At 76.0% G+C, this 26,121-nt stretch carries 31 protein-coding genes; 11 read left to right on the forward strand and 20 right to left on the reverse strand.

Annotated elements, in window-relative coordinates:
• Positions 1-176 precede the first annotated feature (176 nt).
• Both ACI78U_RS15885 and proC read right to left on the reverse strand, forming a co-directional pair.
• A complete protein-coding gene (locus ACI78U_RS15885; RefSeq protein WP_456876303.1) occupies positions 177-518 on the reverse strand; it encodes a helix-turn-helix domain-containing protein in 342 nt (113 codons plus the stop codon).
• Between the two features lie 250 nt (positions 519-768).
• Positions 769-1,587 (reverse strand): pyrroline-5-carboxylate reductase, encoded by an 819-nt coding sequence (proC, locus tag ACI78U_RS15890; RefSeq protein WP_456876304.1) that lies wholly within the window; start codon positions 1,585-1,587, stop codon positions 769-771.
• Positions 1,588-1,673: 86 nt separating this feature from the next.
• Here proC and ACI78U_RS15895 point away from each other — a divergent pair, with 86 nt between their 5' ends.
• Positions 1,674-2,243 (forward strand): type 1 glutamine amidotransferase domain-containing protein, encoded by a 570-nt coding sequence (locus tag ACI78U_RS15895; protein ID WP_456876305.1) that lies wholly within the window; start codon positions 1,674-1,676, stop codon positions 2,241-2,243.
• Positions 2,244-2,261: 18 nt separating this feature from the next.
• On the opposite strand, the gene ACI78U_RS15900 is transcribed toward ACI78U_RS15895, so the two are convergent.
• Both ACI78U_RS15900 and ACI78U_RS15905 read right to left on the reverse strand, forming a co-directional pair.
• Positions 2,262-3,026, reverse strand: a complete 765-nt coding sequence (locus tag ACI78U_RS15900) for a hypothetical protein (RefSeq protein WP_456876306.1) — start codon at positions 3,024-3,026, stop codon at positions 2,262-2,264.
• Positions 3,026-3,970, reverse strand: coding sequence for a Ppx/GppA phosphatase family protein (locus ACI78U_RS15905; RefSeq protein WP_456876307.1), 945 nt, complete (start codon positions 3,968-3,970; stop codon positions 3,026-3,028). The genes ACI78U_RS15900 and ACI78U_RS15905 overlap by 1 nt, the downstream gene beginning before the upstream one ends.
• 82 nt (positions 3,971-4,052) lie before the next feature.
• On the opposite strand from ACI78U_RS15905, the gene ACI78U_RS15910 reads away from it, so the two are divergent.
• The 3 genes from ACI78U_RS15910 (at position 4,053) to ACI78U_RS15920 (ending at position 7,996) form a co-directional block, all read left to right on the forward strand.
• The gene (locus ACI78U_RS15910) at positions 4,053-4,859 is read left to right on the forward strand and encodes a hypothetical protein (protein WP_456876308.1); all 807 of its coding nucleotides are present in this window, start codon (positions 4,053-4,055) and stop codon (positions 4,857-4,859) included.
• Positions 4,860-4,952: 93 nt separating this feature from the next.
• Positions 4,953-7,151: a bifunctional MFS transporter/dTMP kinase gene (locus ACI78U_RS15915; RefSeq protein ID WP_456876309.1), complete on the forward strand. Its 2,199-nt coding sequence runs from the start codon at positions 4,953-4,955 to the stop codon at positions 7,149-7,151.
• Between the two features lie 5 nt (positions 7,152-7,156).
• Positions 7,157-7,996, forward strand: coding sequence for a class I SAM-dependent methyltransferase (locus ACI78U_RS15920; RefSeq protein ID WP_456876310.1), 840 nt, complete (start codon positions 7,157-7,159; stop codon positions 7,994-7,996).
• 12 nt (positions 7,997-8,008) lie between these two features.
• On the opposite strand, the gene ACI78U_RS15925 is transcribed toward ACI78U_RS15920, so the two are convergent.
• Positions 8,009-9,010 carry a helix-turn-helix domain-containing protein gene (locus tag ACI78U_RS15925; protein ID WP_456876311.1) on the reverse strand — a complete coding sequence of 334 codons (1,002 nt, stop codon included), beginning with the start codon at positions 9,008-9,010 and terminating at the stop codon, positions 8,009-8,011.
• Positions 9,011-9,092: 82 nt separating this feature from the next.
• On the opposite strand from ACI78U_RS15925, the gene ACI78U_RS15930 reads away from it, so the two are divergent.
• Together ACI78U_RS15930 and ACI78U_RS15935 are read left to right on the forward strand one after the other, a co-directional pair.
• Positions 9,093-9,302, forward strand: a complete 210-nt coding sequence (locus ACI78U_RS15930) for a hypothetical protein (protein WP_456876312.1) — start codon at positions 9,093-9,095, stop codon at positions 9,300-9,302.
• 10 nt (positions 9,303-9,312) lie between these two features.
• Complete coding sequence (locus ACI78U_RS15935; RefSeq protein ID WP_456876313.1) at positions 9,313-9,534, forward strand: DUF3072 domain-containing protein; 222 nt, start codon at positions 9,313-9,315, stop codon at positions 9,532-9,534.
• 131 nt (positions 9,535-9,665) lie between these two features.
• Here the strand turns inward: ACI78U_RS15935 and ACI78U_RS15940 are convergent, their stop codons facing one another.
• Together ACI78U_RS15940 and ACI78U_RS15945 are read right to left on the reverse strand one after the other, a co-directional pair.
• A complete protein-coding gene (locus tag ACI78U_RS15940) occupies positions 9,666-10,346 on the reverse strand; it encodes a winged helix-turn-helix domain-containing protein (RefSeq protein ID WP_456876314.1) in 681 nt (226 codons plus the stop codon).
• Positions 10,343-11,560: a sensor histidine kinase gene (locus ACI78U_RS15945; protein ID WP_456876315.1), complete on the reverse strand. Its 1,218-nt coding sequence runs from the start codon at positions 11,558-11,560 to the stop codon at positions 10,343-10,345. Before ACI78U_RS15945 ends, ACI78U_RS15940 begins: the two co-directional genes overlap by 4 nt.
• Positions 11,561-11,780: 220 nt before the next feature.
• On the opposite strand from ACI78U_RS15945, the gene phoU reads away from it, so the two are divergent.
• Positions 11,781-12,440: a phosphate signaling complex protein PhoU gene (phoU, locus tag ACI78U_RS15950; protein ID WP_456876316.1), complete on the forward strand. Its 660-nt coding sequence runs from the start codon at positions 11,781-11,783 to the stop codon at positions 12,438-12,440.
• Between the two features lie 63 nt (positions 12,441-12,503).
• Here the strand turns inward: phoU and ACI78U_RS15955 are convergent, their stop codons facing one another.
• From ACI78U_RS15955 to mshA, 5 genes are read right to left on the reverse strand one after another with little or no spacing between them, the layout of a single operon-like run.
• Positions 12,504-13,274 (reverse strand): phosphoglyceromutase, encoded by a 771-nt coding sequence (locus ACI78U_RS15955; RefSeq protein ID WP_456876317.1) that lies wholly within the window; start codon positions 13,272-13,274, stop codon positions 12,504-12,506.
• A 48-nt stretch (positions 13,275-13,322) separates the two neighbouring features.
• Entirely contained in the window at positions 13,323-13,625 is a 303-nt protein-coding gene (locus ACI78U_RS15960; RefSeq protein WP_456876318.1) for a hypothetical protein, read from the reverse strand.
• Positions 13,626-13,635: 10 nt separating this feature from the next.
• Entirely contained in the window at positions 13,636-15,237 is a 1,602-nt protein-coding gene (locus ACI78U_RS15965; RefSeq protein WP_456876319.1) for an MFS transporter, read from the reverse strand.
• Complete coding sequence (locus ACI78U_RS15970) at positions 15,234-15,818, reverse strand: YbjN domain-containing protein (protein WP_456876320.1); 585 nt, start codon at positions 15,816-15,818, stop codon at positions 15,234-15,236. The genes ACI78U_RS15965 and ACI78U_RS15970 overlap by 4 nt, the downstream gene beginning before the upstream one ends.
• On the reverse strand, positions 15,815-17,140 hold the full coding sequence (mshA, locus tag ACI78U_RS15975; protein ID WP_456876321.1) for a D-inositol-3-phosphate glycosyltransferase: 1,326 nt from the start codon (positions 17,138-17,140) through the stop codon (positions 15,815-15,817). The genes ACI78U_RS15970 and mshA overlap by 4 nt, the downstream gene beginning before the upstream one ends.
• Before the next feature lie 86 nt (positions 17,141-17,226).
• Between mshA and ACI78U_RS15980 the strand changes: the two genes are divergently transcribed.
• The gene (locus tag ACI78U_RS15980; protein ID WP_456876322.1) at positions 17,227-18,015 is read left to right on the forward strand and encodes an SDR family oxidoreductase; all 789 of its coding nucleotides are present in this window, start codon (positions 17,227-17,229) and stop codon (positions 18,013-18,015) included.
• A gap of 143 nt (positions 18,016-18,158) precedes the next feature.
• Here ACI78U_RS15980 and ACI78U_RS15985 read toward each other — a convergent pair whose 3' ends face one another.
• A complete protein-coding gene (locus tag ACI78U_RS15985; RefSeq protein WP_456876323.1) occupies positions 18,159-19,160 on the reverse strand; it encodes a UDP-N-acetylmuramate dehydrogenase in 1,002 nt (333 codons plus the stop codon).
• A gap of 98 nt (positions 19,161-19,258) precedes the next feature.
• Between ACI78U_RS15985 and ACI78U_RS15990 the strand changes: the two genes are divergently transcribed.
• Genes ACI78U_RS15990 through ACI78U_RS16000 form a run of 3 tightly spaced genes read left to right on the forward strand, consistent with a single transcriptional unit; the run spans position 19,259 to position 21,231 of the window.
• Positions 19,259-20,116 (forward strand): class I SAM-dependent methyltransferase, encoded by an 858-nt coding sequence (locus ACI78U_RS15990; RefSeq protein WP_456876324.1) that lies wholly within the window; start codon positions 19,259-19,261, stop codon positions 20,114-20,116.
• Between the two features lie 17 nt (positions 20,117-20,133).
• Positions 20,134-20,970: a spermidine synthase gene (locus ACI78U_RS15995; protein WP_456876325.1), complete on the forward strand. Its 837-nt coding sequence runs from the start codon at positions 20,134-20,136 to the stop codon at positions 20,968-20,970.
• Positions 20,971-21,021: 51 nt separating this feature from the next.
• Entirely contained in the window at positions 21,022-21,231 is a 210-nt protein-coding gene (locus tag ACI78U_RS16000; protein ID WP_456876326.1) for a PspC domain-containing protein, read from the forward strand.
• A 13-nt stretch (positions 21,232-21,244) separates the two neighbouring features.
• On the opposite strand, the gene ACI78U_RS16005 is transcribed toward ACI78U_RS16000, so the two are convergent.
• The 7 genes from ACI78U_RS16005 to ACI78U_RS16035 form a co-directional block, all read right to left on the reverse strand.
• On the reverse strand, positions 21,245-21,529 hold the full coding sequence (locus ACI78U_RS16005) for a DUF2516 family protein (protein WP_456876327.1): 285 nt from the start codon (positions 21,527-21,529) through the stop codon (positions 21,245-21,247).
• A gap of 157 nt (positions 21,530-21,686) precedes the next feature.
• The gene (locus ACI78U_RS16010; RefSeq protein ID WP_456876328.1) at positions 21,687-22,412 is read right to left on the reverse strand and encodes a hypothetical protein; all 726 of its coding nucleotides are present in this window, start codon (positions 22,410-22,412) and stop codon (positions 21,687-21,689) included.
• Positions 22,409-22,933, reverse strand: coding sequence for a helix-turn-helix domain-containing protein (locus ACI78U_RS16015; protein WP_456876329.1), 525 nt, complete (start codon positions 22,931-22,933; stop codon positions 22,409-22,411). The genes ACI78U_RS16010 and ACI78U_RS16015 overlap by 4 nt, the downstream gene beginning before the upstream one ends.
• Positions 22,934-23,033: 100 nt before the next feature.
• Complete coding sequence (locus ACI78U_RS16020; protein ID WP_456876330.1) at positions 23,034-24,002, reverse strand: asparaginase; 969 nt, start codon at positions 24,000-24,002, stop codon at positions 23,034-23,036.
• Positions 23,999-24,565, reverse strand: a complete 567-nt coding sequence (locus ACI78U_RS16025) for an RsiG family protein (RefSeq protein ID WP_456876331.1) — start codon at positions 24,563-24,565, stop codon at positions 23,999-24,001. Before ACI78U_RS16025 ends, ACI78U_RS16020 begins: the two co-directional genes overlap by 4 nt.
• Positions 24,562-25,668 carry a CAF17-like 4Fe-4S cluster assembly/insertion protein YgfZ gene (gene ygfZ, locus ACI78U_RS16030; protein WP_456876332.1) on the reverse strand — a complete coding sequence of 369 codons (1,107 nt, stop codon included), beginning with the start codon at positions 25,666-25,668 and terminating at the stop codon, positions 24,562-24,564. The genes ACI78U_RS16025 and ygfZ overlap by 4 nt, the downstream gene beginning before the upstream one ends.
• Positions 25,665-26,120: a Fur family transcriptional regulator gene (locus tag ACI78U_RS16035; protein WP_456876333.1), complete on the reverse strand. Its 456-nt coding sequence runs from the start codon at positions 26,118-26,120 to the stop codon at positions 25,665-25,667. The genes ygfZ and ACI78U_RS16035 overlap by 4 nt, the downstream gene beginning before the upstream one ends.
• Between the last annotated feature and the right edge of the window lies 1 nt (position 26,121).

The following is a 26,121-nucleotide window of genomic DNA, read 5'->3' on the forward strand; positions in this document are numbered from 1 at the left end:
TCACTCCTCGCGGGAGCCTCCGGCCCCCACTCCTCGCGACACCGCGGCCAGGTGCCCTCCCGCGTCGCGCGGAGCCCGACCGTCACTCCTCGCGGGAGCCTCCGGCCCCCACTCCTCGCGACACCGCTGTCGCGGGTGGGGGCCTCGTCGGCCGGTGGGCCGACGGTGTGCCGGCGTCAGGCGATGTCGGTGTAGGCGTCGCGCAGGTAGTCCTGGACGGCGCGCTCGGGCACGCGGAAGGACCGGCCGACGCGGACGGCGGAGAGCTCGCCGGCGTGGACGAGGCGGTACACGGTCATCTTGGAGACGCGCATCATGCTGGCGACCTCGGCGACGGTCAGGAAGGTGACCGCGGCGCGCGGCTGCGGGACGGCGGCGCGGCCGACCGGGACGGCGGCGGGGTGCTGCGGGCCCACCGGGCGCGCGACGGCGGCGGCCGGGATCGGGCGGGCCATCGGGCGCGGGCCGGGGACGGCCGGGCGGACGTAGGCGGCGTTGGTGCGCTGGGGCATGGTCATCTCTGTCTCCGGACTCAGCACGAGTCGAGCGCCGGCTTCCCCACCGACTACGGGACTCACACGTGCTGACACAGAGAGTAGGGGGACCCGCGTGACAGAAGCGATGGAAGAAACGGACAGGCGGAACGGTCCGTCCTGGGCAGAACTACACCTATGCAACTCGCTTCACAGCTGTATCGGCGCGTCAGCAAGGAGATGTGTCGACACGGTGACGCAGCGTCCACGAACGGAGCCGTGAGACGGGGTAGGTTCACCGGCTCCCGTCGGCCCGGCCGAGCTCGACCGAGCGCTGCGCGGCCGCCTCGATGGCCGCGATGAGCGCCGAGCGGACCGAGTGGCGCTCCAGCTCGCGGATGCCGGCGATCGTCGTCCCGCCGGGGCTGCTCACCGCGTCGCGCAGCTGGGCCGGGTGCTCCCCGGACTCGCGCAGCATCACCGCCGACCCCAGCGCGGTCTGCACCACCAGCTCGGTGGTCAGCGCCCGCGGCAGGCCGAGCAGCACGCCGGCGTCGACCATCGCCTCGACGAGGTAGAAGAAGTAGGCCGGCCCGCTGCCCGACAGCGCCGTCACCGCGTCCTGCTGGTACTCCGGCACCCGCGCCACCCGGCCGACGGTCGACAGCAGTGCCTCGGCCTCGTCGAGCTCGGCCTCCCCCGCCGAGTTCCCGGCCGAGAGCACGCTCATCCCCTGGTCGACCAGCGCCGGGGTGTTGGGCATGACCCGCACCACCGGCACCCCGGAGGGCAGCGCCGCCTCGATCGCGGCGGTGGGGAAGCCGGCGGCGATGCTCACCACCAGGTGCCCGGGGTCCACCGACGGCGCGAGCTGCTCGAGCAGCGACGGCAGGTCCTGGGGCTTGACCGCCAGCAGCAGCACCCGGGCCCGCGCGGCGGCCTCCGCCACGCCGACGGCGTCGATCCCGTAGCGCGCCGCGAGCTCGGCCCCGCGCTCCGGGTGCCGCTCGCAGACGACCACGCCGTCGGGACCCGAGCGCCGCACCAGCCCGGCCAGCAGTGCCTCGCCCATCTTGCCGCCGCCCAGGACCGCCAGTCCCCGTCGTCCGCCCATCGCCCGCTCCCGCCTGTCGAGGTCCCCGGTCGGGACCGTAGTGCGCGTGGGTGTGCTGCCCGGGGGGCCCGGGTAGCCGCGCCCGCATGGCAGGAGAACTGGACGGGATGAAGGTGGCCGTGCTCGCGACCGACGGCGTCGAGCAGGTGGAGCTCGACCGGCCCTGGCAGACGCTGGAGGAGGCCGGGGCCGAGCCGGAGCTGGTGTCGCTGGCGGGCGGCACGATCACCGCCTTCCAGCACCTCGACAAGGGTGACCAGAAGAAGGTCGACACGACGGTCGCCACCGCCGACCCCGACGACTACGCGGCGCTGGTCCTGCCCGGCGGCGTCGTCAACGGGGACTTCGTGCGGGCCGACGCCGACGCGGTCGCCTTCGTCACGGCCTTCTTCGAGGCGGGCCGGCCGGTGGCGGCCATCTGTCATGCGCCCTGGGTGCTCGCGGAGGCCGACGTCGTGCGGGGGCGGCGGATGACCTCGTGGCCCTCGCTGCAGACCGACCTGCGCAACGCCGGCGCGACATGGGTGGACGAGGAGGTCGTCGTCGACGGCAACCTGGTCACCAGCCGCGACCCCGACGACCTCGACGCCTTCTGCGCGGCGATCGTCGAGCGGTTCGCGCAGGTCACCGACGACGAGGCCGACGAGGCCGGGTGAGCCGGCCCGCCCGCCGGCTCAGGTGGCGGCGAGCAGCCCGGCGGCCGGGGCGATGGTGAGCAGCGTCCCGGCGAACACGAGGACGGCGACCAGCCTCGGGCCGGTGGGCTCGCGGCCGGTCCGCGCGCGCCACGCCCCCACGCCCGCGACCAGCCCGGTGACCGCCAGCGGGACCAGGACCACCGCGAGCTGGGGCAGCTGTTCCCACACCACGGTGGAGAGGAAGTAGATGCCGACGCCGGCGGCCAGCGCGACCACGAGCTCGCCGGCGAAGCGCAACCACGCCAGCGCGCCCTCGCGGGCGCCCAGCGGCTCGTCGAGGACCTGCGTCTCGCGGGACCGGGCCACCGGGATGGGTCCGGTGGCGGGAGCGGGCTCGTCGGCGCCGGGGACGCCGGGCTTGCGCGAGGGCCGGATCCCGGGGATGGCCGCCGTGGAGGGTCCCTGTGGCCCGCGGCCGGGCTTCTCCGGCGACACCCGCCCGGTGTCCCGGTCCGGCTCCCGGGCAGGCCGGGCCGCCTCGCGGGCGACGCGGCCGGTGTCCGACACCCTGTTCTCCGACACCCGGCCGGTGTCGCTGGCCCGGCGCCCCGGGTTGGGCCGGTCGGCGTCGGTGTCGGCGTCGCGCTGGCGCTGCTTGATCGGGACGTCGCCGGTGTCGCCCCGCCGCCGACGGGCGCTGCGCGGTGCCTCGATGCCGGCCTCGCGGAGGATGTCGGCCAGCGGCCGCCCGCCGGTCTCGGGCCCGCGCCCGGGATCGGGGTCCCGGCGGGGCTGTGCCATCACGCGCCTCCCAAGGTGTCGAGCCGGCGGAGGATGACGCCCTCGCGCAGGGCCCACGGGCAGATCCGCACGGAGGGTAGATCCAGTGCCTGCATGGCGGCCTGCGCCACCACGGCACCGGCGGGCACCTGGTGGGCGCGGTCGGGCGACACGCCGCGCAGCTCGGCCAGCGCGCGGGACTCGATGCGGGACACGAACCCGATCAGCTGGCCCAGGCCGTCGGCGCTGAGCTCGCGCGGCACGCGCAGGCCCGCGGAGTAGGGCGCGGCGCCGGTGAGCCGGGCCAGCGTGCGGAAGGTCTTGCTGGTGGCCGCGACCAGGTCGGGCGGCCCGGCGCCGCGGAGCTTCTTGGCCGCCGGCCGGAGCACGTCGGCGGCGTGCTCGCCCAGCGCGTGGAGCGCGGCCAGGTCGGGACGGCCCCCGGTCGCGGCCTCGGGGAGGAACCGGCGGGTCATCCGGCCGGCGCCCAACGGCAGCGAGAGGGCCACGTCGGGGTCCTCGTCGGTGCCCGCGGCCAGCTCCAGCGAGCCGCCGCCGATGTCGAGGACCAGCAGCCGCCCGGCGCTCCAGCCGTACCAGCGGCGCACGGCGAGGAAGGTCAGCCGGGCCTCCTCCTCGCCGCTGGTGACCTGCAGGTCGACGCCGGTCCGCTGACGGACCCGCGCGAGCACCTCCATGCCGTTGCGCGCCTCGCGGATGGCCGAGGTGACCAGGGCGAGGACCTCGTCGCAGCCCTCCTCCTCCGCCTGGACGCACGCCTTCTGCACCGCCTTGACCAGGGCCTTCTCGCCCTCCTTGGACAGCACGTCGTCGGCGCCGACGTGCTCGGCCAGGCGCAGCAGCCAGCGGTCGTCGTGCTGGGCGGTGGGCTCGGCCCCGCGGTGGGCGTCGACCACGAGCAGGTGGACGGTGTTCGAGCCGACGTCCAGCACCCCGAGCCGCATGGGCCCAGTCTGCCTGGCCCCCTCCGGGGGCTCGTGCCGAGCTGGGTGCGAGGGGAAGGGGTCCCCTCTCTAGCCTGGCGCCGTGGAGGACGTGCCACCCGAGGTCGATCCCGACTTCGCCCGCGAGTGGGTGGAGTTCCCCGACCCGGCCGACCCGCGCCACCGGGTCCGCGCCGACCTGACCTGGCTGTCCTCGGCCTGGACCTGCGTCTTCGGCCGCGGCTGCGCCGGCGTCGTCCCCGGCCGGCCCGACGACGGCTGCTGCAGCCACGGCGCCTTCTTCAGCGACGAGGACGACCTCGCGCGGGTCACCGCCGCCGTCGCCGACCTCGCCGACGACGACTGGCAGCTCGCGCCGGTCGGGCGCGGCGCCTGGACGGAGGAGGACACCGCCGACGACGAGGGCGGGATCCGGTCGCTGCGCACCCGCCTGGTCGACGGCGCCTGCGTGTTCCTCAACCGGCCCGGCTTCCCCGGCGGGACCGGCTGCGCGCTGCACCGCATGGCGCTGCGCGAGGACCTGCACCCGCTCCACACCAAGCCCGACGTCTGCTGGCAGCTGCCGGTCCGCCGCGAGCAGGAGGAGGTCGAGCGGCCCGACGGCAGCACGGTGCTGGTCAGTACGGTCGGCGAGTTCGACCGCCGTGGCTGGGGCCCCGGCGGCACCGACCTGCACTGGTGGTGCACCGGCTCCCCCGCCGCGCACGTCTCCCCCGAGCCGCTCGTGCTCACCTACGCCGCCGAGCTCACCGCCCTGCTGGGCCCGGCCGCCTACGCCGAGCTGCGCCGGCTCACCGAGGCACGGCTGGACCAGGGGCTGGTCGCGCCGCACCCGGCCAGCCCCGCCCCGGTCCCCCTGACGCTGCAGCGGCGGCGGCCGGCGGACTGAGCGTTCTCCTCGGTCCGGGTGCGGTGACCCCCGGACGTCACCCCGCGCCACTACCCTGCGCAGGACGACCGCGACGACCGGACGGCGAGGACAGTGAGCGACGGACAGGCGGCGGACCCGGCGGGCACGCGCGCGTCGGGGTCGTCGCCGAGCGGGCACCGGGCCGACAACGCGCTGCTCGCGCTGGTGCGGATCCCGGTGTTCCGGCGGCTGTGGGCGTCGATCACCGTCTCCAGCCTCGGCGACTGGCTGGGCCTGCTCGCCACCACCGCGCTCGCCCAGCAGCTCACCCGCGACGAGTCGACCGCGGTCCAGGGCGCGGCGATCTCCGGGGTCATCCTCACCCGGCTGCTGCCCGACCTCCTGCTCGGCCCGCTGGCCGGGGCGCTGGCCGACCGGCTCGACCGGCGGATCACCGTCGTCGTCGGGGAGCTGCTGGCCTGCGGGCTGTACCTGTCGATCGCGGTCAGCTACGAGCTGACCTGGCTCTACGTCGCCCAGTTCCTGGTGGAGGCCGTCGGGCTGTTCACCAACCCCGCCAAGCAGGCGATCTGGGTGGCGATCGTGCCGCGGGAGCGGCTCGCGGTGGCCAACCAGGTCTCGCTGTTCAGCGTGTACGGCTCGGTGCCGGTGGCCTCGCTGCTGTTCGCCCTGCTGTCCACCGTCGCCCGCGTGTTCCCCGGGAGCGAGGAGGGCGGCGACGCGCGCACGGCGATCACGGTCGCCCTGCTGTTCAACTCCGCGAGCTTCGCGGTCTCGGCGGTCACGGTGTTCCTGTCCCGCCGGCTCATCCCGCCCACGGCCGTCGACCGCGAGGCGCCGACCAACGTGTTCTCCCTCGTCGCCGAGGGGATCTCGTTCCTGCGCGGCCAGCCGCTGATGCGCGCGCTCTACGTCGGCGTGATCGGCGCGTTCGGCGCCGGGGGCCTGATCATCGGCGTCGCCCAGCTCTACATCGCCACGCTCGACGCCGGCGCGGCCGGTTACGGCGTGGTGTTCGGCATCGTGTTCACCGGGCTGGCCCTGGGCATGCTCACCGGGCCGCGGATCCTGCCCACGGTGCCGCGGCGGTCGCTGTTCGCCCGCTCGATCGGCCTGGCCGGCATCGCCCTGCTGGCCATGTCGGTGCTGCGGGACTTCGTGCTGGCCACCGCCGCGGCCTTCCTCGTCGGCCTGTTCGCCGGGATCGCCTGGATCATCGGCTACACGCTGATCGGCTTCGAGGTCGAGGACCGGCTGCGCGGGCGGGTGTTCGCCTTCGTCGTCTCGTCGGTGCGGATCGTGCTGCTGCTCTCGGTCGCCGTCGGCCCCGGCCTGGCGGGTCTGCTCGGCACGCACGACCTGCGCGTCGGGGAGCTGCTGCTCACCCTGACCGGCCCGGGGCTGACCCTGCTGATCGGCGGGGTCATCGCGCTGCTGGTGAGCGGCTACGCCGTCCGGCAGGTCGCCCCCCGCGGCCGGGCGCACACCCGCCCCCGGGACCTGCTGCGGCTGCTGTGGGGCAGCTCGGACATCCTCTCGGCGTCCTCCAGCGGCGTCGGGCTGTTCGTCGTGGTGGAGGGCGCCGACCGCGACCTCACCCGCCGCTACACCGCCGACCTCGCCCGCGTGCTGCGCAGCACCGGCCACCCGGTGGTCACCACCCACGAGCCCAGCGACACCGCGCTCGGCCGCCAGGTGCGCCAGTTGCTCTACCCGTCGGCGCCCGAGGCCGCGCCCGGCCAGCCGGTCACCGACGGCGAGGGCCGCCCGGTGGCCGCCTACACCGCGGCGCTGCTGGCCGCCGCCGACCGCGCCGAGCACGTGGCCACGGTCATCCGCCCGGCGCTGCAGCGGCGCCAGGTCGTGGTGTGCAACCACTACGTGGACACCTCGATCGCCTTCCACGGCGCCGGGCAGGGCCTCGACGCCGACCGCATCACCCGCACCTCGCTGTGGGCCACCCGCGGCCTGCTGCCCGACCTGACCGTCGTCGTCGACTCCGACGTCACCGCGGCCCCGGCCGGCGCCGACGCCGACGCGGTGCGGGCCGGCTTCCTCGCCCAGGCCGACGCCGCCCCCGACCGCTACGTCGTCGTGCCCGGCGAGCTGCTCGCCGCCGACGCCCCGGCCGGCGGGGACGGACTGGTCTCCCCCGTGGTCCGGCGCCGGCTCACCGCACTGCTCGCCCAGCGCTACCCCGAGGCCGGCCCCGGCGGCGCGGAGGGCAGCGGGGCCGGCGGTGCCGACGACCCGCCGGTCGGCGCGGCGCGCACCGCTACCGGGAGGAGCGCCGGCCGCTCCGTAGGCTGACCGCCGTGGCTGCCCCGGTGACCTCCGCCCCGGTGACGTGGACCGCCGAGGACACCGAGGAGGTCGACTGCTGCCTCTGCGGCGTGCGCGGCCGCCTCGTGCACGACCTGCGGCCCTTCGGGGTCGTCCGCTGCCCGTCGTGCTCGCTGGTGTTCGTCAGCCCACGGCTGGCACCGGCGGCCCTGCAGCGGCTCTACGACGACGTCGGCTACTTCGAGGGCGGGGTGTACGGGGAGGCCGCGCAGGAGCCCCGCCGCCTCGACCCCGCGATGCTGCTGCAGCGCACCTGGACCGCCGGCCGGCTGGCGCTGCTCGACCGGGTCCGCGGCCGGGCCCCCGGCGGCCGGCTGCTCGAGGTGGGCGCCGGGTACGGCCTGTTCCTCGACGCCGCCCGGGCGGCGGGCTGGCGGACCAGCGGCGTCGAGCTCTCGCGCACCGGCGCCCGGCACGCCGTCGAGGCCCTCGGACTCGACGTCTTCTGCGGTCAGCTCGCCGAGGCGCCGCTGGAACCCGGCTTCGACGTCCTGTGCGCGTGGGACACCGTCGAGCACGTGCCCGACCCGCTCGACTTCTGGCGGACGGCGCGCTCGCTGGTGGCCGACGACGGCGTCGTGCTGTTCTCCACGCCCTACGTGTCCTCGCTGCCCGCCCGGCTGCTGGGCACCCGCTGGTGGACGCTCAAGCCGGCCGAGCACATCTGGCACTTCACGCCGCGCACGCACGCGATGCTGCTGGCCCGGGCCGGCTTCGCCCTCACCCGGGTGGTGCGCAGCCCGCTGGCGCCGAGCAACGCCGGGCGGCTGGACTCCCTGGTCGGCGTCGCCCGCCCGATCCCGCTCGACTGAGCCGCGGCCGGGTCAGGCGGCCGAGCCCTCCCCCACGGGCACCGCCGCAGCGGTCCGGAACGTCTGCCGGTAGGCGCGCGGGGACACGCCCCGGCGGCGGGCGAACTGTTCGCGGAAGCCGGCGGCCGTCCCGAAGCCGACCAGCCGCGCGATCTCCTCGACCGGCGCGTCGCTCTCCTCCAGCAGCGTCTCGGCGGCGGCCAGCCGCTGGCCGAGCAGCCACGCGTGCGGCGTCGTCCCGGTGGTGGCCTTGAACCGGCGGGCGAAGCTGCGCGGGCTCATCAGCGCGCGGCGGGCGAGCACCTCGACGCTGATGTCCTCGGCCAGGTGCGCGCAGGCCCACTCGAGGACCAGCGAGAGCCGGTCGTCCTCGCAGCGGGCCACCGGCGCGTCGATGAACTGGGCCTGCCCGCCGTCGCGGTGCGGCGGGACGACCATCTCCCGCGCGAGCGCGTTGGCCGCGGCGGCGCCCCACTCGCGGCGCACCAGGTGCAGCGTCGCGTCGACGCCGGCCGCCGTGCCGGCACCGGTGATGACCTGCCCGTTGTCGACGTAGAGGACGGCGGGGTCGACCCGCACGGCCGGGAACCGGGCGGCCAGCTCGCCGGCGTAGCGCCAGTGCGTGGTGGCCCGCTTGCCGTCGAGCAGGCCCGCCGCCGCGACGACGAAGGCCCCGGTGCAGTGGCTGACGATGAGCGCGCCGCGGTCGTGCGCGGCCCGCAGCGCCTCGACGAGCGCGGTCGTGGGCTCGTGGTCGACCAGCTCCCAGGCGGTCACCAGCAGGATGTCGCTGGCGGCCAGCCGCTCGAAGCCGTGCTCGACGGTGATCGTGATGCCGGTGTCGGTGCGCAGGACCCCGGGCCGCTCGCTGACCAGGGCGAAGTCGAAGCGCGGCAGGCCCATGTGCCGCCGGTCGTAGCCGAACACCTCGGCGGCCACGCCCACCCCGAAGCTGCCCACGAGACCGTCGGCGACGACGGCGCTGACGACGAGGGGGCGGTCGGATCCGGTCATGCGCACAGCATGGCAGAAAAGACGCGGACTGTGTCGTTCCTGCCACTCGTGCGGGCGGGGGGCTGCGGAGCACGCTCGTCCCATGTTGCTGATCACCTGCCCCGTGACCCGGACCGACGAGCTGGTCGCCGACCGGCGCATCCGGTCGGTCACCAACCACCCGACCCACATCGCCCTGGGTGTGGAGTGCCCCTCCTGCGGGAGCGTGCACGTCTACCGGACCGGACGCCGCTGGGCGTCGCGCTCCACCACCCCTCCGGCTCGGGCTGCGGCGGAGCTCACCCCCGCCTAGGATCGAACACATGAGCGAATCGAACGTCAACACGGGCCAGGCCGGCGACCCGACCGCGGAGAAGGACCCGTCGGAGTGGGTGACCGGCGACGAGCCCGCCACCGGGGCCCAGAAGAGCTACCTGCACACGCTGGCCCGCCAGGCCGGTGAGGACGTGCCCGACGACATCACCAAGGCCGACGCGTCGCGCAAGATCGACGAGCTGCAGGAGGAGACCGGCCGGGGCCAGTGACCCCGGCCGGTCCCGCGGCCCGCTGACGTGCTGGAACGGCCCCTCCACAGGGGTCAGGTGACGTGCTGGAACGGCCCCCTCCCGGGTCCCATCCTGAGCGTGCGAAGGGTGGGGAGGAGGGGGTCCTTCTACTACTGCTCGAACTTGTAGCCCAGGCCGCGCACCGTCACCAGGTGCTTGGGGTTGGCCGGGTCGGGCTCGATCTTGGCCCGCAGCCGCTTGACGTGGACGTCGAGGGTCTTGGTGTCCCCGACGTAGTCCGAGCCCCACACCCGGTCGATGAGCTGCCCGCGGGTCAGCACCCGCCCGGCGTTGCGCAACAGCAGCTCGAGCAGGTCGAACTCCTTGAGCGGCAGCGCCACCGGCTCGCCGTCGACGGCGACCACGTGCCGCTCGACGTCCATCCGCACCGGGCCGGCCTCGAGCGCGCCGTCGTCAGCGGGCTCGACGTCGCCGCGGCGGCGGAGCACCGCGCGGATGCGGGCGACCAGCTCCCGGGCCGAGTAGGGCTTGGTCACGTAGTCGTCGGCGCCGAGTTCCAGGCCGACGACCTTGTCCACCTCGGAGTCCTTGGCCGTGAGCATGATGATGGGGACGTTGCTCCGGGAGCGCAGTGCCCGGCAGACCTCGGTGCCCGGCAGGCCGGGGAGCATGAGGTCGAGCAGGACGATGTCGGCCCCCGCGCGGTCGAACTCGGCGAGGGCGTCGGGCCCGGTGGCGGCGACGACCGCCTCGAACCCCTCCCGGCCGAGCATGTAGGACAGCGCGTCGGAGAAGGACTCCTCGTCCTCCACCACCAGCACTCGGGTCATGACCGTCCTTCCTGGAGGACCGCGGCCTCGGCGTCGCGCGCCGCGCCGGCGGGTTCGGGGCGGTCGGAGGGGTCCTCGACCGCCAGGGGGATGCGGAGGGTGAAGGTGGAGCCGAGGCCCTCCTCGCTCCACACGCTGACCGAGCCGCCGTGGTTGCTGGCGACGTGCTTGACGATCGCCAGCCCGAGCCCGGTGCCCCCGGTGCTGCTGGCCCGCGACTGGTCGACACGGTAGAAGCGCTCGAAGACCCGCTCGCGGTCGGCCCGCGGGATGCCGATCCCGCTGTCGGTGACGGCGATCTCGGCCTGCCCGCTACGCGCCCGCGCCCCGACGGCGATCCGCGTGTTCTCCGGGCTGTAGGCGACGGCGTTGGCCAGCAGGTTGGTGACCGCCGTCGTCAGCTGGGACTCCACGCCGCGGACCACCAGCCCGCGCCGGCCACCGACGGCGATGGTGATCCCCTTCGCGGCGGCGGCCAGGCCGGTGCGGTCGACGGCCTCGGCGAGCACCGTGTCGACGTCGACGGGCACCAGCTCCGGCAGCGGCTCGGCGCCCTGCAGCCGTGACAGGTCGATCAGCTCGCGCACCAGCTTGGCCAGCCGGTCGGCCTCGTGCGCCATGCGGGCGGCGAAGCGCTGCACCGTCTCGGGGTCGTCGGCGGCGCCGAGCATGGCCTCGGCGAGCAGGCCCAGGGCGCCCACCGGCGTCTTCAGCTCGTGGCCGACGTTGGCGACGAAGTCGCGCCGGACGGCCTCGACCCGGCGGGCCTCGGTGACGTCCTGGAGCACGAGGGCGACCGGGCCGGGGACGACGGTGGGGACGGCGTCCAGCGGGATGCCGTGGACGCCGACCAGCCGGGAGCCGCCACCGACGAGCTCGCCGGGCAGCGACACGTCGGCGCGCCGGCTCCCCGAGGAGTGCACCGCGCGCACCACCTGCTGCAGGGCGGGGACCAGCAGCCGCCGGTCGCGGACGATGCCGAGGGCCCGCGCCGCGGGATTGGCCACCACGACGGCGTCGTCCTTGTCGAGGACGACGACGGCGGGGTCCATGAGGTCGAGCAGTCTCCTGGCCAGCGCGGCCTCCCGTGCGGCGTCCCCGGGGTCGGCCCCGGCCTGCTCGGCCGCGGCGGACGACCGCCGGGCCAGCAGGACGACGACGGCCCCCAGGACCGCGCCGACGACGAGGCCGCCGAGGACGGCCAACAGGATCACGGAACCGATGCTAGGCCGCACCCCACCGGGGACATCCCCCGTGTGAGTGGCCGCAGAACCGGTCCGGGCGATTGTTCACACCCGGGTGCCCCGGCGTTCACCCGGCCCGGACCTGCAGGCCGCGGAACAGCACCTACCCTCGGGGGGACAGCTGGCGGCGCATCGAGCAGACGGTGTCCGGACGGCGGGGCCGGCGTCCGACCGGTCGGGAGGAGGACCCGTGCGCGAGCACTACCGCGAGGAGCTCGAGGACATCAACACCTGCCTGGTGGAGATGGCGAACTCGGTCGGCTCGGCCATGAGCAAGGCGACCACTGCCCTGCTCGACGCCGACGTCGCCCTCGCCGACCTCGTCATCGCCGGGGACGAGCACGTCGACGCGGTGCGCGAGAGCATCGAGGAGCGCTGCTTCACCCTGCTGGCCCGGCAGCAGCCGGTCGCCACGGACCTGCGCACGATCACCACCGCCATGCGGATCGTCGCCGACCTCGAGCGCATGGGCGACCTCGCGGTGCATGTGGCGAAACTGGCACGGATGCGGTTCCCCGAGTCGGCCGTCCCGGCCGAGGTGCGGCCGATCTTCCTCGAGGCCGGCCACGTGGCGCAGAGCCTGGTGACCAAGACCGGCGCGGTGATCGCCAAGCTCGACGTCCGCGCGGCCACCGAGCTCGAGAGCGACGACGACCTGATGGACGCGCTGCACCGGCAGCTGTTCACCGAGCTGCTCAGCCCGGGCTGGCCGCACGGCATGGAGTCGGCCATCGACATCACGCTGCTCGGCCGCTACTACGAGCGCTTCGCCGACCACGCCGTCAGCGTCGCCCGCCGGGTGGTCTACCTGGTCACCGGCGAGCGGGAGATGACGTCCCTCCCCACCTGACGCGGCCCCTCCGCAGGGTCCCGCCCCGAGCCCGCGAGGGGCGGGACCCCGCGGAGGGGTCCTTCACTTCTTGCCCTGGTTCTTGACCGCCTCGATCGCGGCCGCGGCGGCCTCGGGGTCGAGGTACTCGCCGCCGGGCTTGACCGGCCGCAGGTCGTCGTCGAGGTCGTAGCGCAGCGGGACGCCGGTGGGGATGTTGAGGCCCACGACCTCGTCCTCGCCCATGCCGTCGAGGTGCTTGACCAGCGCGCGCAGGCTGTTGCCGTGCGCGGCCACCAGCACCGTGGCGCCGGTGCGCAGGTCGGGGACGATCGCGTCGTACCAGTACGGCAGCATCCGCACGACGACGTCGGCCAGGCACTCGGTGGCCGGGCGGACCTCCGGCGGCAGGAAGGCGTAGCGCGGGTCGGCGTCCTGGGAGTACTCGCTGCCGGGCTCGATCGGCGGCGGCGGGGTGCTGTAGGAGCGCCGCCACACCATGAACTGCTCCTCGCCGTACTCGGCGAGGGTGGCGGCCTTGTCCTTGCCCTGCAGCGCGCCGTAGTGCCGCTCGTTGAGCCGCCACGAGCGGCGTACCGGGATCCACTGCCGGTCGGCGGCGGCCAGCGCCAGCTCCGCCGTGGTGATCGCGCGCTTGAGCAGCGAGGTGTGCAGCACGTCGGGCAGCAGGCCGTGCTCGGCCAGCAGCTCGCCGCCGCGGGCGGCCTCGGCGCGGCCCTTGTCCGACAGTTCGACGTCGACCCAGCCGGTGAACAGGTTGGCCTTGTTCCACTCGCTCTCGCCGTGGCGGAGCAGGACCAGGGTGCCGGGTGCGGTCGCCGCAGACTGGGTCACGGAGTCCATCCTGCCCGACCCGCCCGGCCGGCGGCCCGCCGAGGCGGCCTAACGGGTCACCAGCGGCCAGAGCACCCAGGCCTCGTAGAGCACCGGCGGCGCCAGGCCCACCAGCAGCCAGGGGCTGCGCACCCGGCGGGCCGCACCCCAGCGCACCGCGGCCACCAGCGCCACGCTGCAGGTCAGCGCCACGCCCAGCCACAGCACGGTCGCGCCCACGTCGACCACGACCAGCTGCGCGAGCACGAGCTGCACCGCGCACAGCAGCAGCGGGTAGACCAGGCCGGAGGCGGCCACCACGCCGATCAGCGCCCGGCCGAGCCGTTCCTGCTGCGCGGGTGGCTCCTGCACGCCGCCCACGCTAGGCCGCGGACGGCGCCCCTGTCCCCGGCCGGCGGCGGCCGGGGAGCCAGACGAGCACCACGACGGCGGCGACGGCCGAGGCGGTGGCGGTGCCGACGGCGGTCAGGTGCATCGCCGAGACGAACGCGTCGCGGGCGGTGTCCTCCAGCTTCACCGCCGCGGCCACGGTGGCCTCGTCGCCGGCCGCGCGGGCCTGCACCGCCGTCGCCCGGGCGGCCTCCAGCGTGGCCGCGATCGAGGTGCTGGCCTCGTCGCGGACCGGCGCGGGCAGCACGTCGACGGCCCGGCCGACGTTCGCGGCGTAGGCGGTGGCCAGCAGCGAGCCGAGGATGGCCACCCCCAGCGCGCCGCCGACCTGCCGGACGGTGTTGTTGACCGCGGCACCGGCGCCGGCCTTCTCCCGCGGCACCACCGACATGATCGACTCGGTGGCCGGCGCCATGACCGCGCCCATGCCGAGCCCCTGCACGCTCAGCACGGTGACCAGCAGCCACAGCGGCGCCGCCTCGTCGAGCAGCTGGAAACCCAGGAACGACAAGGTGATGAGGGCGAACCCGCCGGCGCAGACGGCCTTGGCGCCGAACCGCTCGGCCAGCCGGGAACTGCGCGTCGCCATGAGCGCCATCCCGAGCGCGACCGGGATGAGCGCGGCACCCGACTGCAGCGGGTCGTAGCCGCGGGCGCCCTGCAGGTAGTAGACGAGGTAGAAGGTGGCGCCCATCAGCGCGAAGAAGTTCAGGCCGAGGGCGGCGGCCGCGGCGGAGAAGGCCGGGACGCGGAACAGCGAGACGTCCAGCGCCGGGTGCGAGGAGCGCCGCTGCAGCCAGACGAACAGCGCCATGAGCAGTGCGCCGCCGGCCAGCGGCACCAGCACCCCGGGCGTCGCCCAGCCCACCCCGGAGCCGGCGTGGATGATCCCGTAGACCAGGCCGGCCAGGGCCACGATCGACAGCAGCACCCCGGGGACGTCGAGCCGGCCCGGCGACGGGTCGCGGGACTCGGGGACGACCGCCAGCGTGCCCACGACGCCGAGCACGGCCACCGGGACGCCGACGAGGAAGACCGCGCCCCACCAGAAGTGGGTGAGCACCGCGCCGCTGGCCAGCGGGCCGCCCGCGACGGCGAGCCCCGCGGTCGCCGCCCAGATGCCGATCGCGCGGCCGCGCTCACCGGCCGGGAAGACGTTGGTGATGACGGCGAGGGTGGTCGGCTGCACGGCGGCGCCGCCGACCCCCATCACCGCGCGCCAGAGGATGAGCTCGAGCGGGCTGCCGGAGAACGCGGCGAACACCGACCCGACGGCGAACACGGTGAGGCCGACCAGCAGCACCCGGCGCCGGCCGATCCGGTCACCGATCACGCCCCACGAGAACAGCAGCCCGGCGAAGACGACGATGTAGGCGTCCACGGCCCACTGCAGCTCGCCCTGCGTGGCGCCCAGCTCGCGCTGCAGTGTGGGGATGGCGACGTTGAGCGTGGTGTTGCCGGTGATCACCACGAGCAGGCAGATGGTCATGGTCGCCAGCACCCACCACCGCCGGGCGTAGCCGGGGCGCTCCTCGGCCTCGGCGAGCGCCCCGTCCCGCTCGGTGGCGGTCATCCCCCGCCGTCCGGGGGATCCCCTCCCCCGTCACCCTGCCGGTCGGTGCGGCCGGCCCGGGCGAAGGCGGCGAACGCCTCGAGGTTGCGCAGGGACTCCCCGCGCCGGACCCGCCACTCCCACTCGCGGCGGATCGACGTGCCGAACCCGATCTCCAGCAGGGTGTTGAAGGAGTCGTCGGCGTAGCTGAGCACCGCGCCGAGCACCCGGTCGAGCTCCTCGGGCGTCACCGCGGCGTGCGGCAGCCGTCCGGTCAGGTAGATGTCGCCGACCCGGTCGATCGACCAGGCGACGCCGTACATGCGGGCGTTGCGCTGCAGCAGGTGGGTCCACAGCTGCTCGCGGTTCTCGTCGGGCTGGCGGCAGACGAACGCCTCGACCCGCAGCGCGTGCTCGCCGACGACCAGCCCGCACACCGTCTTGAGCTTGTGCGTGCCGGGCAGGTCGACCAGCCACCGGCCCGGCGCCGGGTGCTCGTGCACCAGCTCGGCCTCGCGCAGCGTCCGGTCGACGACGGCGTCGAGCCGGGCCACGACGTCGGCCCGGGCCGGGCGCTCGGCGTCGTCCGTGCCGCCGGTCACCAGGCCACCTGCGTGCCCAGCGGGACCCCGACCACCGGCCGCAGCGCGCGGCGCGCGGCCGCGGCCATCTCGGCGGCGGCCGAGGCGTAGGCCGCGACGAGGGCGTCGGCGGTGCGGTCCCAGGAGAAGTCCGCGGCGTGCCGGCGGGCACCGGCGGCCAGCAGCGGCCGCCGGGCCAGCACCGAGCGGATGGCGGCGGCGTAGGCACCGGGGTCGCGGCCGGCGACGAGCACCCCCGAGACGCCGTCGCGCACCGCCGTGGGCAGGCCGCCGACCGCGGCGGCGACCACCGGCGTCCCGCAGGCCTGTGCCTCCAGCGCGACCAGGCCGAAGGACTCGTTGTGGCTGGGGACGACGGCGACGTCGGCGGCGCGGTAGTGCAGCGCCAGCCGCTCGGGCGGCTGCGGCGGCAGGAAGCGCACGAGGTCGGCGATGCCCAGGGACGCGGCCAGCTCCTCGAGCTGGCGCGGCGCCTCCAGACCCGAGCCGCTGGGCGCCCCCACCACGTGCACCTGCAGCCGGCCGCGGAGGGAAGGGTCGTCCTCCAGCATCCGGGCGGCCGCGGCCAGCAGCACGTCGGGCGCCTTGAGCGGCTGGATGCGACCGACGAATGCCAGCACGACGGCGTCGGCGGGCACGCCCAGGGCACGGCGGGCCGCGGCGCGGTCGCCGGGCGCGAACCGGTCGAGGTCGACCCCCGGCGGGACGACGAGGGTGCGCCGCGGGTCGGCCCCGTAGTGCTCGACGAGCTGGCGCGCCTCCTCCTCGGTGTTGGCCACCAGCCGGTCGGCCTCGGCGACCACCTGCTCCTCGCCGATCACCCGCAGCCGCGGCTCGGGGCGGTCGCCGTCCGCCAGCGCGGCGTTCTTGACCTTGGCCAGCGTGTGCGCGGTGTGGATCAGCGGCACGCTCCACCGGTCGCGCGCGAGCCAGCCGACCTGGCCGGAGAGCCAGTAGTGCGAGTGGACGACGTCGTAGTGCCCGGGCTCGTGCTGGGCCTCCTCGCGCAGCACGCCGGCGGTGAAGGCGCACAGCTGGGCGGGCAGCTCGTCCTTGCCCAGGCCCTCGAACGGCCCGGCGCTGACGTGCCGCACGCAGACGCCGGGACTCATCTCGACCACCGGCGGCAGGTCGCTGGACGTGGCGCGGGTGAAGACGTCGACGGCGATGCCGCGAGCGGCCAGCCGGCGGGAGACCTCGACGATGTAGACGTTCATGCCGCCGGCGTCGCCGGCGCCGGGCTGGTCGAGCGGGCTGGTGTGCACCGAGATGGTCGCCACCCGGCGCGGCGCACGGTGCGGCAGGAGACGGCGAGCAGGCACTCCGACCTCCCGCCTCGTCCCCGTCCGGAGCGCCGTCGCGGCACCCCTGTCGGCTCTCCATCCTGCAACAGCGACAGGATGGCCACATGCCCGGTGTCAGCGATCTCTCACCCTCCGGCCCCGCCCCGCTGCCCGGGTCCGGGCGCACCGCCGTCGTCACCGGCGCCTCCAGCGGCATCGGCGCCGCGACGGCGGAACGGCTGGCGGCCGAGGGGTTCGACGTCGTCCTGGGCGCCCGGCGGCTGGACCGGCTGACCGCGCTCGCCGACCGGATCGGTGGCCGCGCGCTGCCGCTCGACGTCACCGACGCCGCCTCCGTCGGGGCCTTCGCGGCCGCGGTCCCCCGGGTCGACGTCCTGGTCAACAACGCCGGCGGCGCCTTCGACGTCAACCCGGTGGCCGAGGCCGACCTCGACTCGTGGGCGCGGACCTACGACGTCAACGTGCTGGGCACCGTCCGGCTGACCAAGGCCCTCCTGCCGGCGCTGCGCTCCTCGGGCGCCGGCGACGTGCTGTTCGTCGGCTCCACGGCGGGGATCGTCAGCTACGAGGGCGGCGCGTCGTACACGGCGGCCAAGCACGGCGTGCACACCCTGGCCGAGACCCTGCGGCTGGAGCTGGTCGGCGAGCCGGTGCGGGTCATCGTGATCGCGCCCGGGATGGTGCGGACGGAGGAGTTCTCGCTCGTCCGCACCGGCAGCCAGGAGGCCGCCGACGCCGTCTACCGCGGGGTGCGCGAGCCGCTGGTCGCCGAGGACGTCGCCGACTGCATCGCCTGGACGCTCACCCGGCCGCACCACGTCAACGTCGACCTGCTCGTCGTCCGGCCGCGCGCCCAGGCCGCCCAGCACAAGGTGCACCGCGAGTCCGAGTGACCCCGCGCAGCCGGCCGCACCTGCGCGAACTGGGGTCCCCGGTGGTGTGAACGGCCACACCGCGCGGCGACCGCACCCCGCGGTGCCCGACCTCACCCTGCAGCGCGAGGTCGGGCACCGCGCGGCGACGCCGGGCGACGGCGTCAGAGCCGCTGCGGCTCGGGGACCAGCGTGACGCCGAAGCGGTCGTGGACGGCGGCGACGACGCGGTCGGCGAAGGCCATGAGCTCGGCCGCCGTGGCACCCGGCTCGGTGGTCAGCGCCAGGCTGTGCCGCGACGACGTCCCGACCCGGCCCTCGCGGGTGCCGCGGCCGAAGCCCGCCGACTGCACCAGCCACGCGGCGCTGAGCTTGACCCGCCCGTCGCCGGCCGGCCAGCTCGGGCACCCCGGCACCGCCTGCCCGGCCGGGACGACCGGGTTGGTGAAGAACGACCCGGCGCTGCGGGTGTCGGGGTCGGCCGGGTCGACGACCATCCCCTTGCCCCGGCGCAGGTCGAGCACCGCGGCGCGGACGTCGGCCAGGGGCGCCCGGCCACCCAGGTCGACGCCCAGCCGCTTGGCGAGCTCGGCGTAGCCGACCGGCCGCGACAGCGGTCCCGACTCGAGCGCGAAGGTCACGGTCAGGACGACGAAGCGGCCGGGCTCCCGCTTGAACCGGCTGTCGCGGTAGCCGAAGTCGCACTCGGCGGTGGCCAGCGTCCGCTCGGTCTTCTCGGCGCGGTCCCACACCCGCACCCCGGTGATCGTCTGGGCGACCTCCTGGCCGTAGGCACCCACGTTCTGCACCGGGGTGGCGCCGGTCGAGCCGGGGATGCCCGAGAGCGCCTCCATCCCGGCCAGCTGCTGCTCGACGGTGTACGCGACGAGGTCGTCCCAGTCCTCCCCGGCCTGCACCTCGAGGACGTCGCCGCGCCGCTCGACGCCGCGGCTGCGCACGGCCACGACGTCGCCGTCCCACCCCGCGTCGGGGGCGACGACGTTGGAGCCCCCGCCGAGCACCAGCAGCGGCCGGCCGGCCTCGTCGGCCTCGCGGACGGCGGCGACCAGGTCGGCGGCGTCGGTGACCTCGACCAGCCGCTGCACGGGCCCACCCACCCCGAGGGTGGTGAGGTCGGCGAGACGGGCGTCGGATCGGACGAGCACCGCCCCACGGTAATCGGGTCACGCCGATCGGTGGCCGGGCCGCACGGGGTGGACGCGGGCGGCGAGGCGACCCGGGAGGCCGACTACCCTCGGGTCCGGTGAGTGAGGGCGGCAGCGAGCACAAGCGCCGGGCGAACCTGGCACCGCGCAGGGCCCACCCCCGGCTGGCCGCGGGCCGCGCCCGGGCCCTGGGCCTGCCGACGCGCGGCACCACCAACGCCAACCGCCTGCGCCGGGTCGACCGCTGGATCCTAGCCACGCAGGTCCCGCGGCTGCGTGACGCCGTCCGCCCGCTGGTGGTCGACCTGGGCTACGGCTCGTCGGCGGTGACCACCCTCGAGCTCGCCGACCGGCTCGGCCCCGAGGTGCCGGGGCTCGAGGTCGTGGGCCTGGAGATCGACCCCGCCCGCGTCGACGCCGTCGCCGAGGACCGCGACCCGCCGCGCGTCGACTTCCGCGTCGGCGGCTTCGAGCTCGCCGGGCTGCGGCCGGTGCTGGTGCGCGAGTTCAACGTGCTGCGCCAGTACGACGAGGCGTCCGCGGCCCGCGCCTGGGAGACCACGTGCGCCGCCCTGGGCCCGGGCGGGCTGCTGGTCGAGGGCACCTGCGACGAGTGGGGACGGCGGGCGAGCTGGGTGGCGCTGGACGCCGACGGGCCACTCACCCTCACCCTCGCCGCGCGGGTCGCCGACCTCGACCGGCCCTCCGACCTCGCCGAGCGGCTGCCCAAGGCGCTGATCCACCACAACGTGCCCGGGCAGCCGGTGCACGAGCTGCTGCGCGCGTTCGACGCCGCGTGGGCGGCCGCGGCAGGGCTGTCGACCTTCGGGCCGCGGCAGCGCTGGGTCGCCGCGGTGCAGACGCTGGCCGACGACGGCTGGCCGCTGGTCGGCACCACCCGGCGCTGGCGGCACGGCGAGCTCAGCGTCCGCTGGTCCGCGGTCGCGCCGCGGTGAGGAGGGACCGGACGCCGGTGGTGCCACCGGGCCCCACCGAGGTCGACGGCGGCACCGCGGAGCTGCTCGGCGACGCCGACCGCGACGGCTCCTGGGTGCTCGTGGTGGCGGGGACGCCGCAGTCGCACGTGGACCTCGACGACCCCGCGCACCTGGAGTTCGAGTACGTCCGCCGGATGGGCCACGTCCTCGACCTGGTCGCTCCCGAGGGGGAGCCGGTCGACGCGGTGCACCTGGGCGGCGGTGCGCTGACGCTGGCCCGCTACGTCGCCGTCACCCGGCCGGGCTCGCGGCAGCGGGTGGTCGAGGCCGACCAGCGGCTCACCGACCTGGTCCGGGCCCACCTGCCGCTGCCGCGGGGAGCGCGGGTGCGGGTGCGCGCCGCCGACGCCCGCGCCGGGCTCGCCGCCCTGCCCACCGGCAGCGCGGACGTCGTCGTCAGCGACGTCTTCGCCGGGGCCCGCACCCCGGCGCACCTGACCACCGTCGAGTACGCCGCCGAGGCCCGCCGCGTGCTGCGGCCGGGCGGCGTGCTGACCGCCAACGTCGCCGACGGGCCGCCGCTGCGCTTCGCCCGCGGCCAGGTGGCCACGCTGCAGGCGGTGTTCGCGCACGTCTGCGTGCTGGCCGAGCCCGGGACGCTGCGCGGCCGGCGCTTCGGCAACCTGGTGACGGTGGCCTCCGACGCGCCGCTGCCGGTGGCCGCCCTGACCCGGCGCTGCGCGGGCGACCCGATGCCGGCGCGGGTGGTGGCCGGCGAGGACCTGGCGCGCTTCGCGGGCGACGCGCCGCCAGTCCGGGACGCGCAGGCGGTGGCCTCCCCGGAACCGCCTCCGGGTGTGTTCAGCCGTTGACCAGGGTCTTCCCCGATGCCCGGCGGCCGGTGCCGCACCTAGGGTCGGGACATGACCTATCCCGCACCGGCTCCGCGCCGGCTGGCCCGCGACACCCGCAACAAGATGATCGCCGGCGTCTGCGCCGGCATCGCCCGCCGCTACGGCATCTCCACCGGGGCCCTGCGGCTGGCCTTCGTGGTCTCGTGCATCCTGCCGGGGCCGCAGTTCATCGCCTACCTGGTGCTGTGGGCGTTCATGCCGCGCGACGACCGGTACTGAGCCGGCCGTTGCGTCACCAGCTGCTGTTGCCCCGCTGCACGCCGCGGACGGCCGGGCGCACGTCGACGAGGTAGACGACGGCGGCAATGACCGCGGGCAGGCCGAGGAAGGTCATCGGGCCCTGCAGGTAGATGACCACCGCGGCCAGCGCGGTGATGGCCGCCCAGGCCGGCTTGCTGAGCTTGCCGGCCGCGACGTACCCGGCGGCCGGGCGGATCACGGCGTCGACGAGTGCCCAGACGGTCAGCGCCTGCGTGGCGTAGTAGAGCGCCAACAGCACGATCGCGTCGAAGGACATGCCCGGAGGGTACCCGCCGGAGCGGTGCTCGGGCTGCCTCCGACGGGTGGACACCGTCCCGGGACGCGACAGGGCCCCGGAGCGCGACGTGCAGCTCCGGGGCCCTGGATCGTCACCCTGGGTCGCGGCCCTCCTGCAGGAGCAGGAGGGTCCTTCGTCAGTCGGTGGTCTTCTTGGTGGTGCGGGTGCGGGTGACGCGGGCCGAGGTGCCCTTGGCGGCCGACGAGCGCGCGGCGGTGGTGCGCTTCGCGGGCTTGCGGGCGGCCTTGGCGGTCGCCTGGTCGGCGGCCTCGACGGTCTCCTCGAGGGTGGCCTTGGCCTGCTCGGCGGTCTCCTCGACCGCGGCCTCGGCCTTGGCGGCGGCCTTGGTCGTCCGGGAGGCGGCCTTCTGGACCCGCGAGGTGATCTCGTCGGAGGCCTCGGTCACGGCCTCGGCGGCCTCCTCGATGACCTCCTCGACGGCGTCCTCGACGGTGTCGACGGCCTGCTCGGCGCGCACCACGAAGCGGCGGAGGCCGGGCTGACGGCGCAGCTCCTGCAGGACGTCGGCGCCGCGCTCGGCCAGCGCCTCGACGGTGCCGACGGCCTGGGTGCGGGCCTGCTCGACCAGCCCGTTGACGGTGGTCACGACGGCGTCGGGGCGGACGACGGTGGCCAGCTGGCGGGCGCGGTCGGCGGCCTGCTCGGCGCGGGTGCGGGCCTCGCGGGTGGCGAGGTCGACCTGGACCTGGGCCTCGCCGGGGAGGGCCACGGCGCGCGAGCGCAGCGAGGCGAGGACGGTGCGGGCCTGCTCGACGGCGAGGTCACCGGCGCCGACGGCGACCAGCAGCGGGGTGCGGCCGCGCTCGGCGACCTGCTCGAGGAGGGAGGTGGCGGTGGTCATGCGGTCTCCTTGGAGGGGTTCGGGTCGTCCCCGGGCGTGCGGTCCCGGGCGGTGCTCACGGATCCGCGGGGAGCGGTGGCGTGCTCGCGGACGTAGGTCTCGTACAGCTCGAGCAGCACGGCCTTGTGCCGCTCGGAGAGCTGGTCGTCGGACCGGATGGCCGCGACCGTGTCGGGGTTGCCGGCGCGCCGGTCGAGGATGCCCGCCTGCTCGTAGAGCGTCTCGGCGGAGATCTCCAGTCCCTTGGCGATGGCGGCGAGGATCTCCGCCGACGGCTTGCGCAGCCCCCGCTCCACCTGCGAGAGGTAGGGGTTGCTCACTCCCGCGGCGCGGGCGAGCTCGCGCAGGGACACCCGGGCGGCGCTGCGCTGCTCCCGGATGAACTCCCCCACCTGCGAGCGCACGGTCGAGACCTGCTGGGCCTCGGCCGCGACCGTCTCCGCGACGCTGCCGGCGAACTGGTCCACCTTCTCGCGGACCGACCTCACCTGACCGCTCACGAACTCGCCGGGGGTCTGCACGTACTCGACGGTAGGCAGGGGTGCTAGCAACTGCAAGCGCAGCTGCTAGCAGTCCTCCGTGAGTCGCCTCACACCCGGCGTGTCGCTCCCTCCCCGCAGGTCAGTCGGCGAGCACGGCCGACGGCCGGACCTCGCCCACGACGCCGTCGCCACCGGTCACGGGCGGAGCCGACCACGGCGTCAGCACGCCGGCGTCGACACCGAGCCGGCGGAGGGCGGCGGCGAGCACCGGGGCCCGGCCGCGGTCGCCGCCGTCGTCGAGCTTGAAGGCCACCGCGCCGCGGCCGGGCAGCGCGGCGACGTGCACGCCGTCGGCGCCGCCCTTCACGAGCAGGCCCGGGACGGCGGTCATGAGGTCGGTGTCCTCCCGGCCGGTGCCGGCGACGTACCAGGGGTGCGCCCGGACCGCGTCGGCCACCGCCCGCTCCGGGCTCTCCGCCGGGGCCTCCACGAGTGAGCCGACGCCGCGGGCCAGCCCCGTCAGCGACAGCCCGTGCTGCGGCGCGCCGCACCCGTCGACGACCACGGCCGCCACCGGCTCACCCGCCGCCGCGCCCAGGCGGGCCTCGATCGCCTGCTGCAGCGGGTGCTCCCGCTGCAGGTAGCCCTCGGTCGGCCAGCCGGCGGCGGCGCAGGCCGCGAGCATCGCCGCGTGCTTGCCCGAGCAGTTCATCGCCAGCCGCTCGGGCGCGCGGCCGGCGACCAGCCAGGCGGCGCGGGTCGGCTCGTGTCCGGGCAGGGCCGGCGGGCAGCCGAGGGCCGACGGGTCCAGGCCCGCGGCGGCGAGAATGCCCTCGGCGAGATCGCGGTGGCCGTCCTCGCCGAGGTGCGAGCCGGCCGCGATCGCCAGCTCCTCGCCGGAGCGGGGGACCCAGCCGGCGGCCAGGTAGGTGGTGGCCTGCACGGGCTTGTTGGCCGACCGCGGGAGGACCGGGCGGTCGACGTCGCCGGCCGACCAGCGCACCGCGCCGTCGGGGTCCACGACGACGACGGCGCCGCGGTGCACCGACTCCAGGAACCCCGAGCGCCACACCTCGACGAGGACCGGCGCGTCGGGCCAGTCCGTCATCGACCCTCGGCGGCGAGCAGCGCGGCGACGTCGGCCTCGCCGTTGCGGTACCGGCGGGCGAGCTCCCCGGCGAGGGTGTCCATGACCTGCTGCACGCCGCGGCGGCGCTCGGACAGCGACCCCTCGGCGGCGGCGAGCGCGCGGGCGGCCCGCTCCAGGTCGGTGTCCGGGAGCGCGGCGACGTCGGACAGGTCGACGTCGGGCGTCAGGCCGTGCACCCACGACTCGTAGACGCCGGGCGCGGCGGGCTGCAGCGTCTGGTGCCGGCCCAGGCCGTGCGCCGGCCCGCGGCCCTTCTCGGCGAGGATCTCCGGCAGCAGGTCGAGCAGCGAGCGGCCGTCCTGGTCGGCCCGGCGCTGCAGCTCGCGGCGCACGATGTCGAGCCGGCCCTGCAGCAGCCGCCGCGTGTAGGAGAGGTTGACCTCCTCCTGCTCGGCGCGGCGGCGCAGCTGCCGCACGTCGGACATGGACCGCTGCTCGACGGCGCGGAGGAAGGCGGGGTCGAGCAGCTCGTCGACGGCCGCACCGCCGGCGGGCGTCGGGTCGGGGCTCAGCGAGGTCACCGCCCGATGGTGGCAGACCGGACGGCCCGGACCCGGTCGCGGGCGGCGGCCCGGGTGTCGTCGACCGCGGCCGGGACGTCGTCGGGGTCGACGACGGCGCGCGAGCCGCCCACGGTGAGCTCGGCGGCTGCGCCCACCGACTGCTTGACCAGCGCGAGCGCGACGACGCCCAGCTCGTGGTGGCGCACCACGGTGCCGGCGCGGCCCACCTCGCGGGCCCCGGACAGCACCGGGGCGCCCGGGGCGGGCAGGTCCTCGCTGACGCCGTCGAGGTGGAGCAGGACCAGCCGCCGCGGCGGGCGGCCGAGGTTGTGCACGCGGGCGACGGTCTCCTGCCCGCGGTAGCAGCCCTTGTCGAGGTGGACGGCGCTGGTGAGCCACTCCAGCTCGTTGGGGATGGTGCGGTGGTCGGTGTCGGTGCCCAGCCGCGGGCGGCGCGCCTCGACCCGCAGGGCCTCGTAGGCGTCCAGCCCCGCGGCGCCCGCACCCGCGGCGGAGAGCGCGTCGGCGCGGGCGGCGAGGTCGGCACGGGGGACGAGCAGGTCGAACGCGGTCGCGCCGCCGTCGCCGAGCGGCGGCATCCGCCGCGCCCAGCCGCCGTCGGGCAGCGCGGCGACGGCGTACGGGGCCGCGGGCGCGGGCAGCCCGGCGGCGGCCAGCACCTCCGGCGCGCGCGGGCCGACGAGCGACAGCACCGCCCACTCGCCGGTGACCAGGGCCGGCTCGACGCGCAGCATGAAGACCATCCGCTGCAGGAAGGCCAGCAGGGCGGCCCCGGTGCCGGGCTCGACGTCGGCCCAGGTGGTGCCGGCGAGCTCGGCGAGGACCAGGTGGTGCTCCACGTGGCCGTGCGGCGAGAGCACCAGCGCCTCGGTGCCGGTGCCGTCGGCGAGCCGCTCGAGGTGCTGGCTGGTGAGGCTGTGCAGCCAGGTGAGCCGGTCGGCGCCGGGGACGGTGAGCACGTCCCGGTCGCTGCGGTCGACCCAGCCGGCGCGCTCGGCGAGCAGCCGCTGCTCGCGCAGTGGGTCGCCGAGGTGGGCGGCCACGGTCGCGCCCTCGGCGACGACGGCGCCTGCTCGCGCGGCCAGCGGTGAGGTGGTCATGGGTTCTCCGTCCCGGCTTCCCTGCATCGACGGCACGTCCCCGACAGCGCGACGTGCCCCACGTCCACGGTGAAACCCAGGTCGGCCGCCAGACGTTCCGCCGCGGCGTCGAGGAGACCCGGGTCGGCGGAGGAGATCTCGCCGCACGAGGCGCAGACCACGTGCAGGTGCGGGTGCTCGGAGGAGTGGTAGACCGGCGCTCCCTTGCCCAGGTGGGTGTGCCAGACCAGGCCGAGCCGCTCGAGCAGTTCCAGCGTGCGGTAGACCGTCGAGGTGTCGGGGGCCGCGCCGTCGGGTCCGGCCTGCTCGCGCAGCCGCGCGCCGATGGCCTCGGGGGTGGCGTGGTCGAGGGCGGCGACGGCGGCGAGCACCTGCTGGCGCTGGGGCGTCAGCCGCAGTCCCTGCGCCCGCAGCCGCTCGGCCAGCGGCGCCGTCCCGTGCTCCGGTCCCACG

The sequence above is a fragment of the Geodermatophilus sp. SYSU D00710 genome (genome assembly GCF_054050195.1).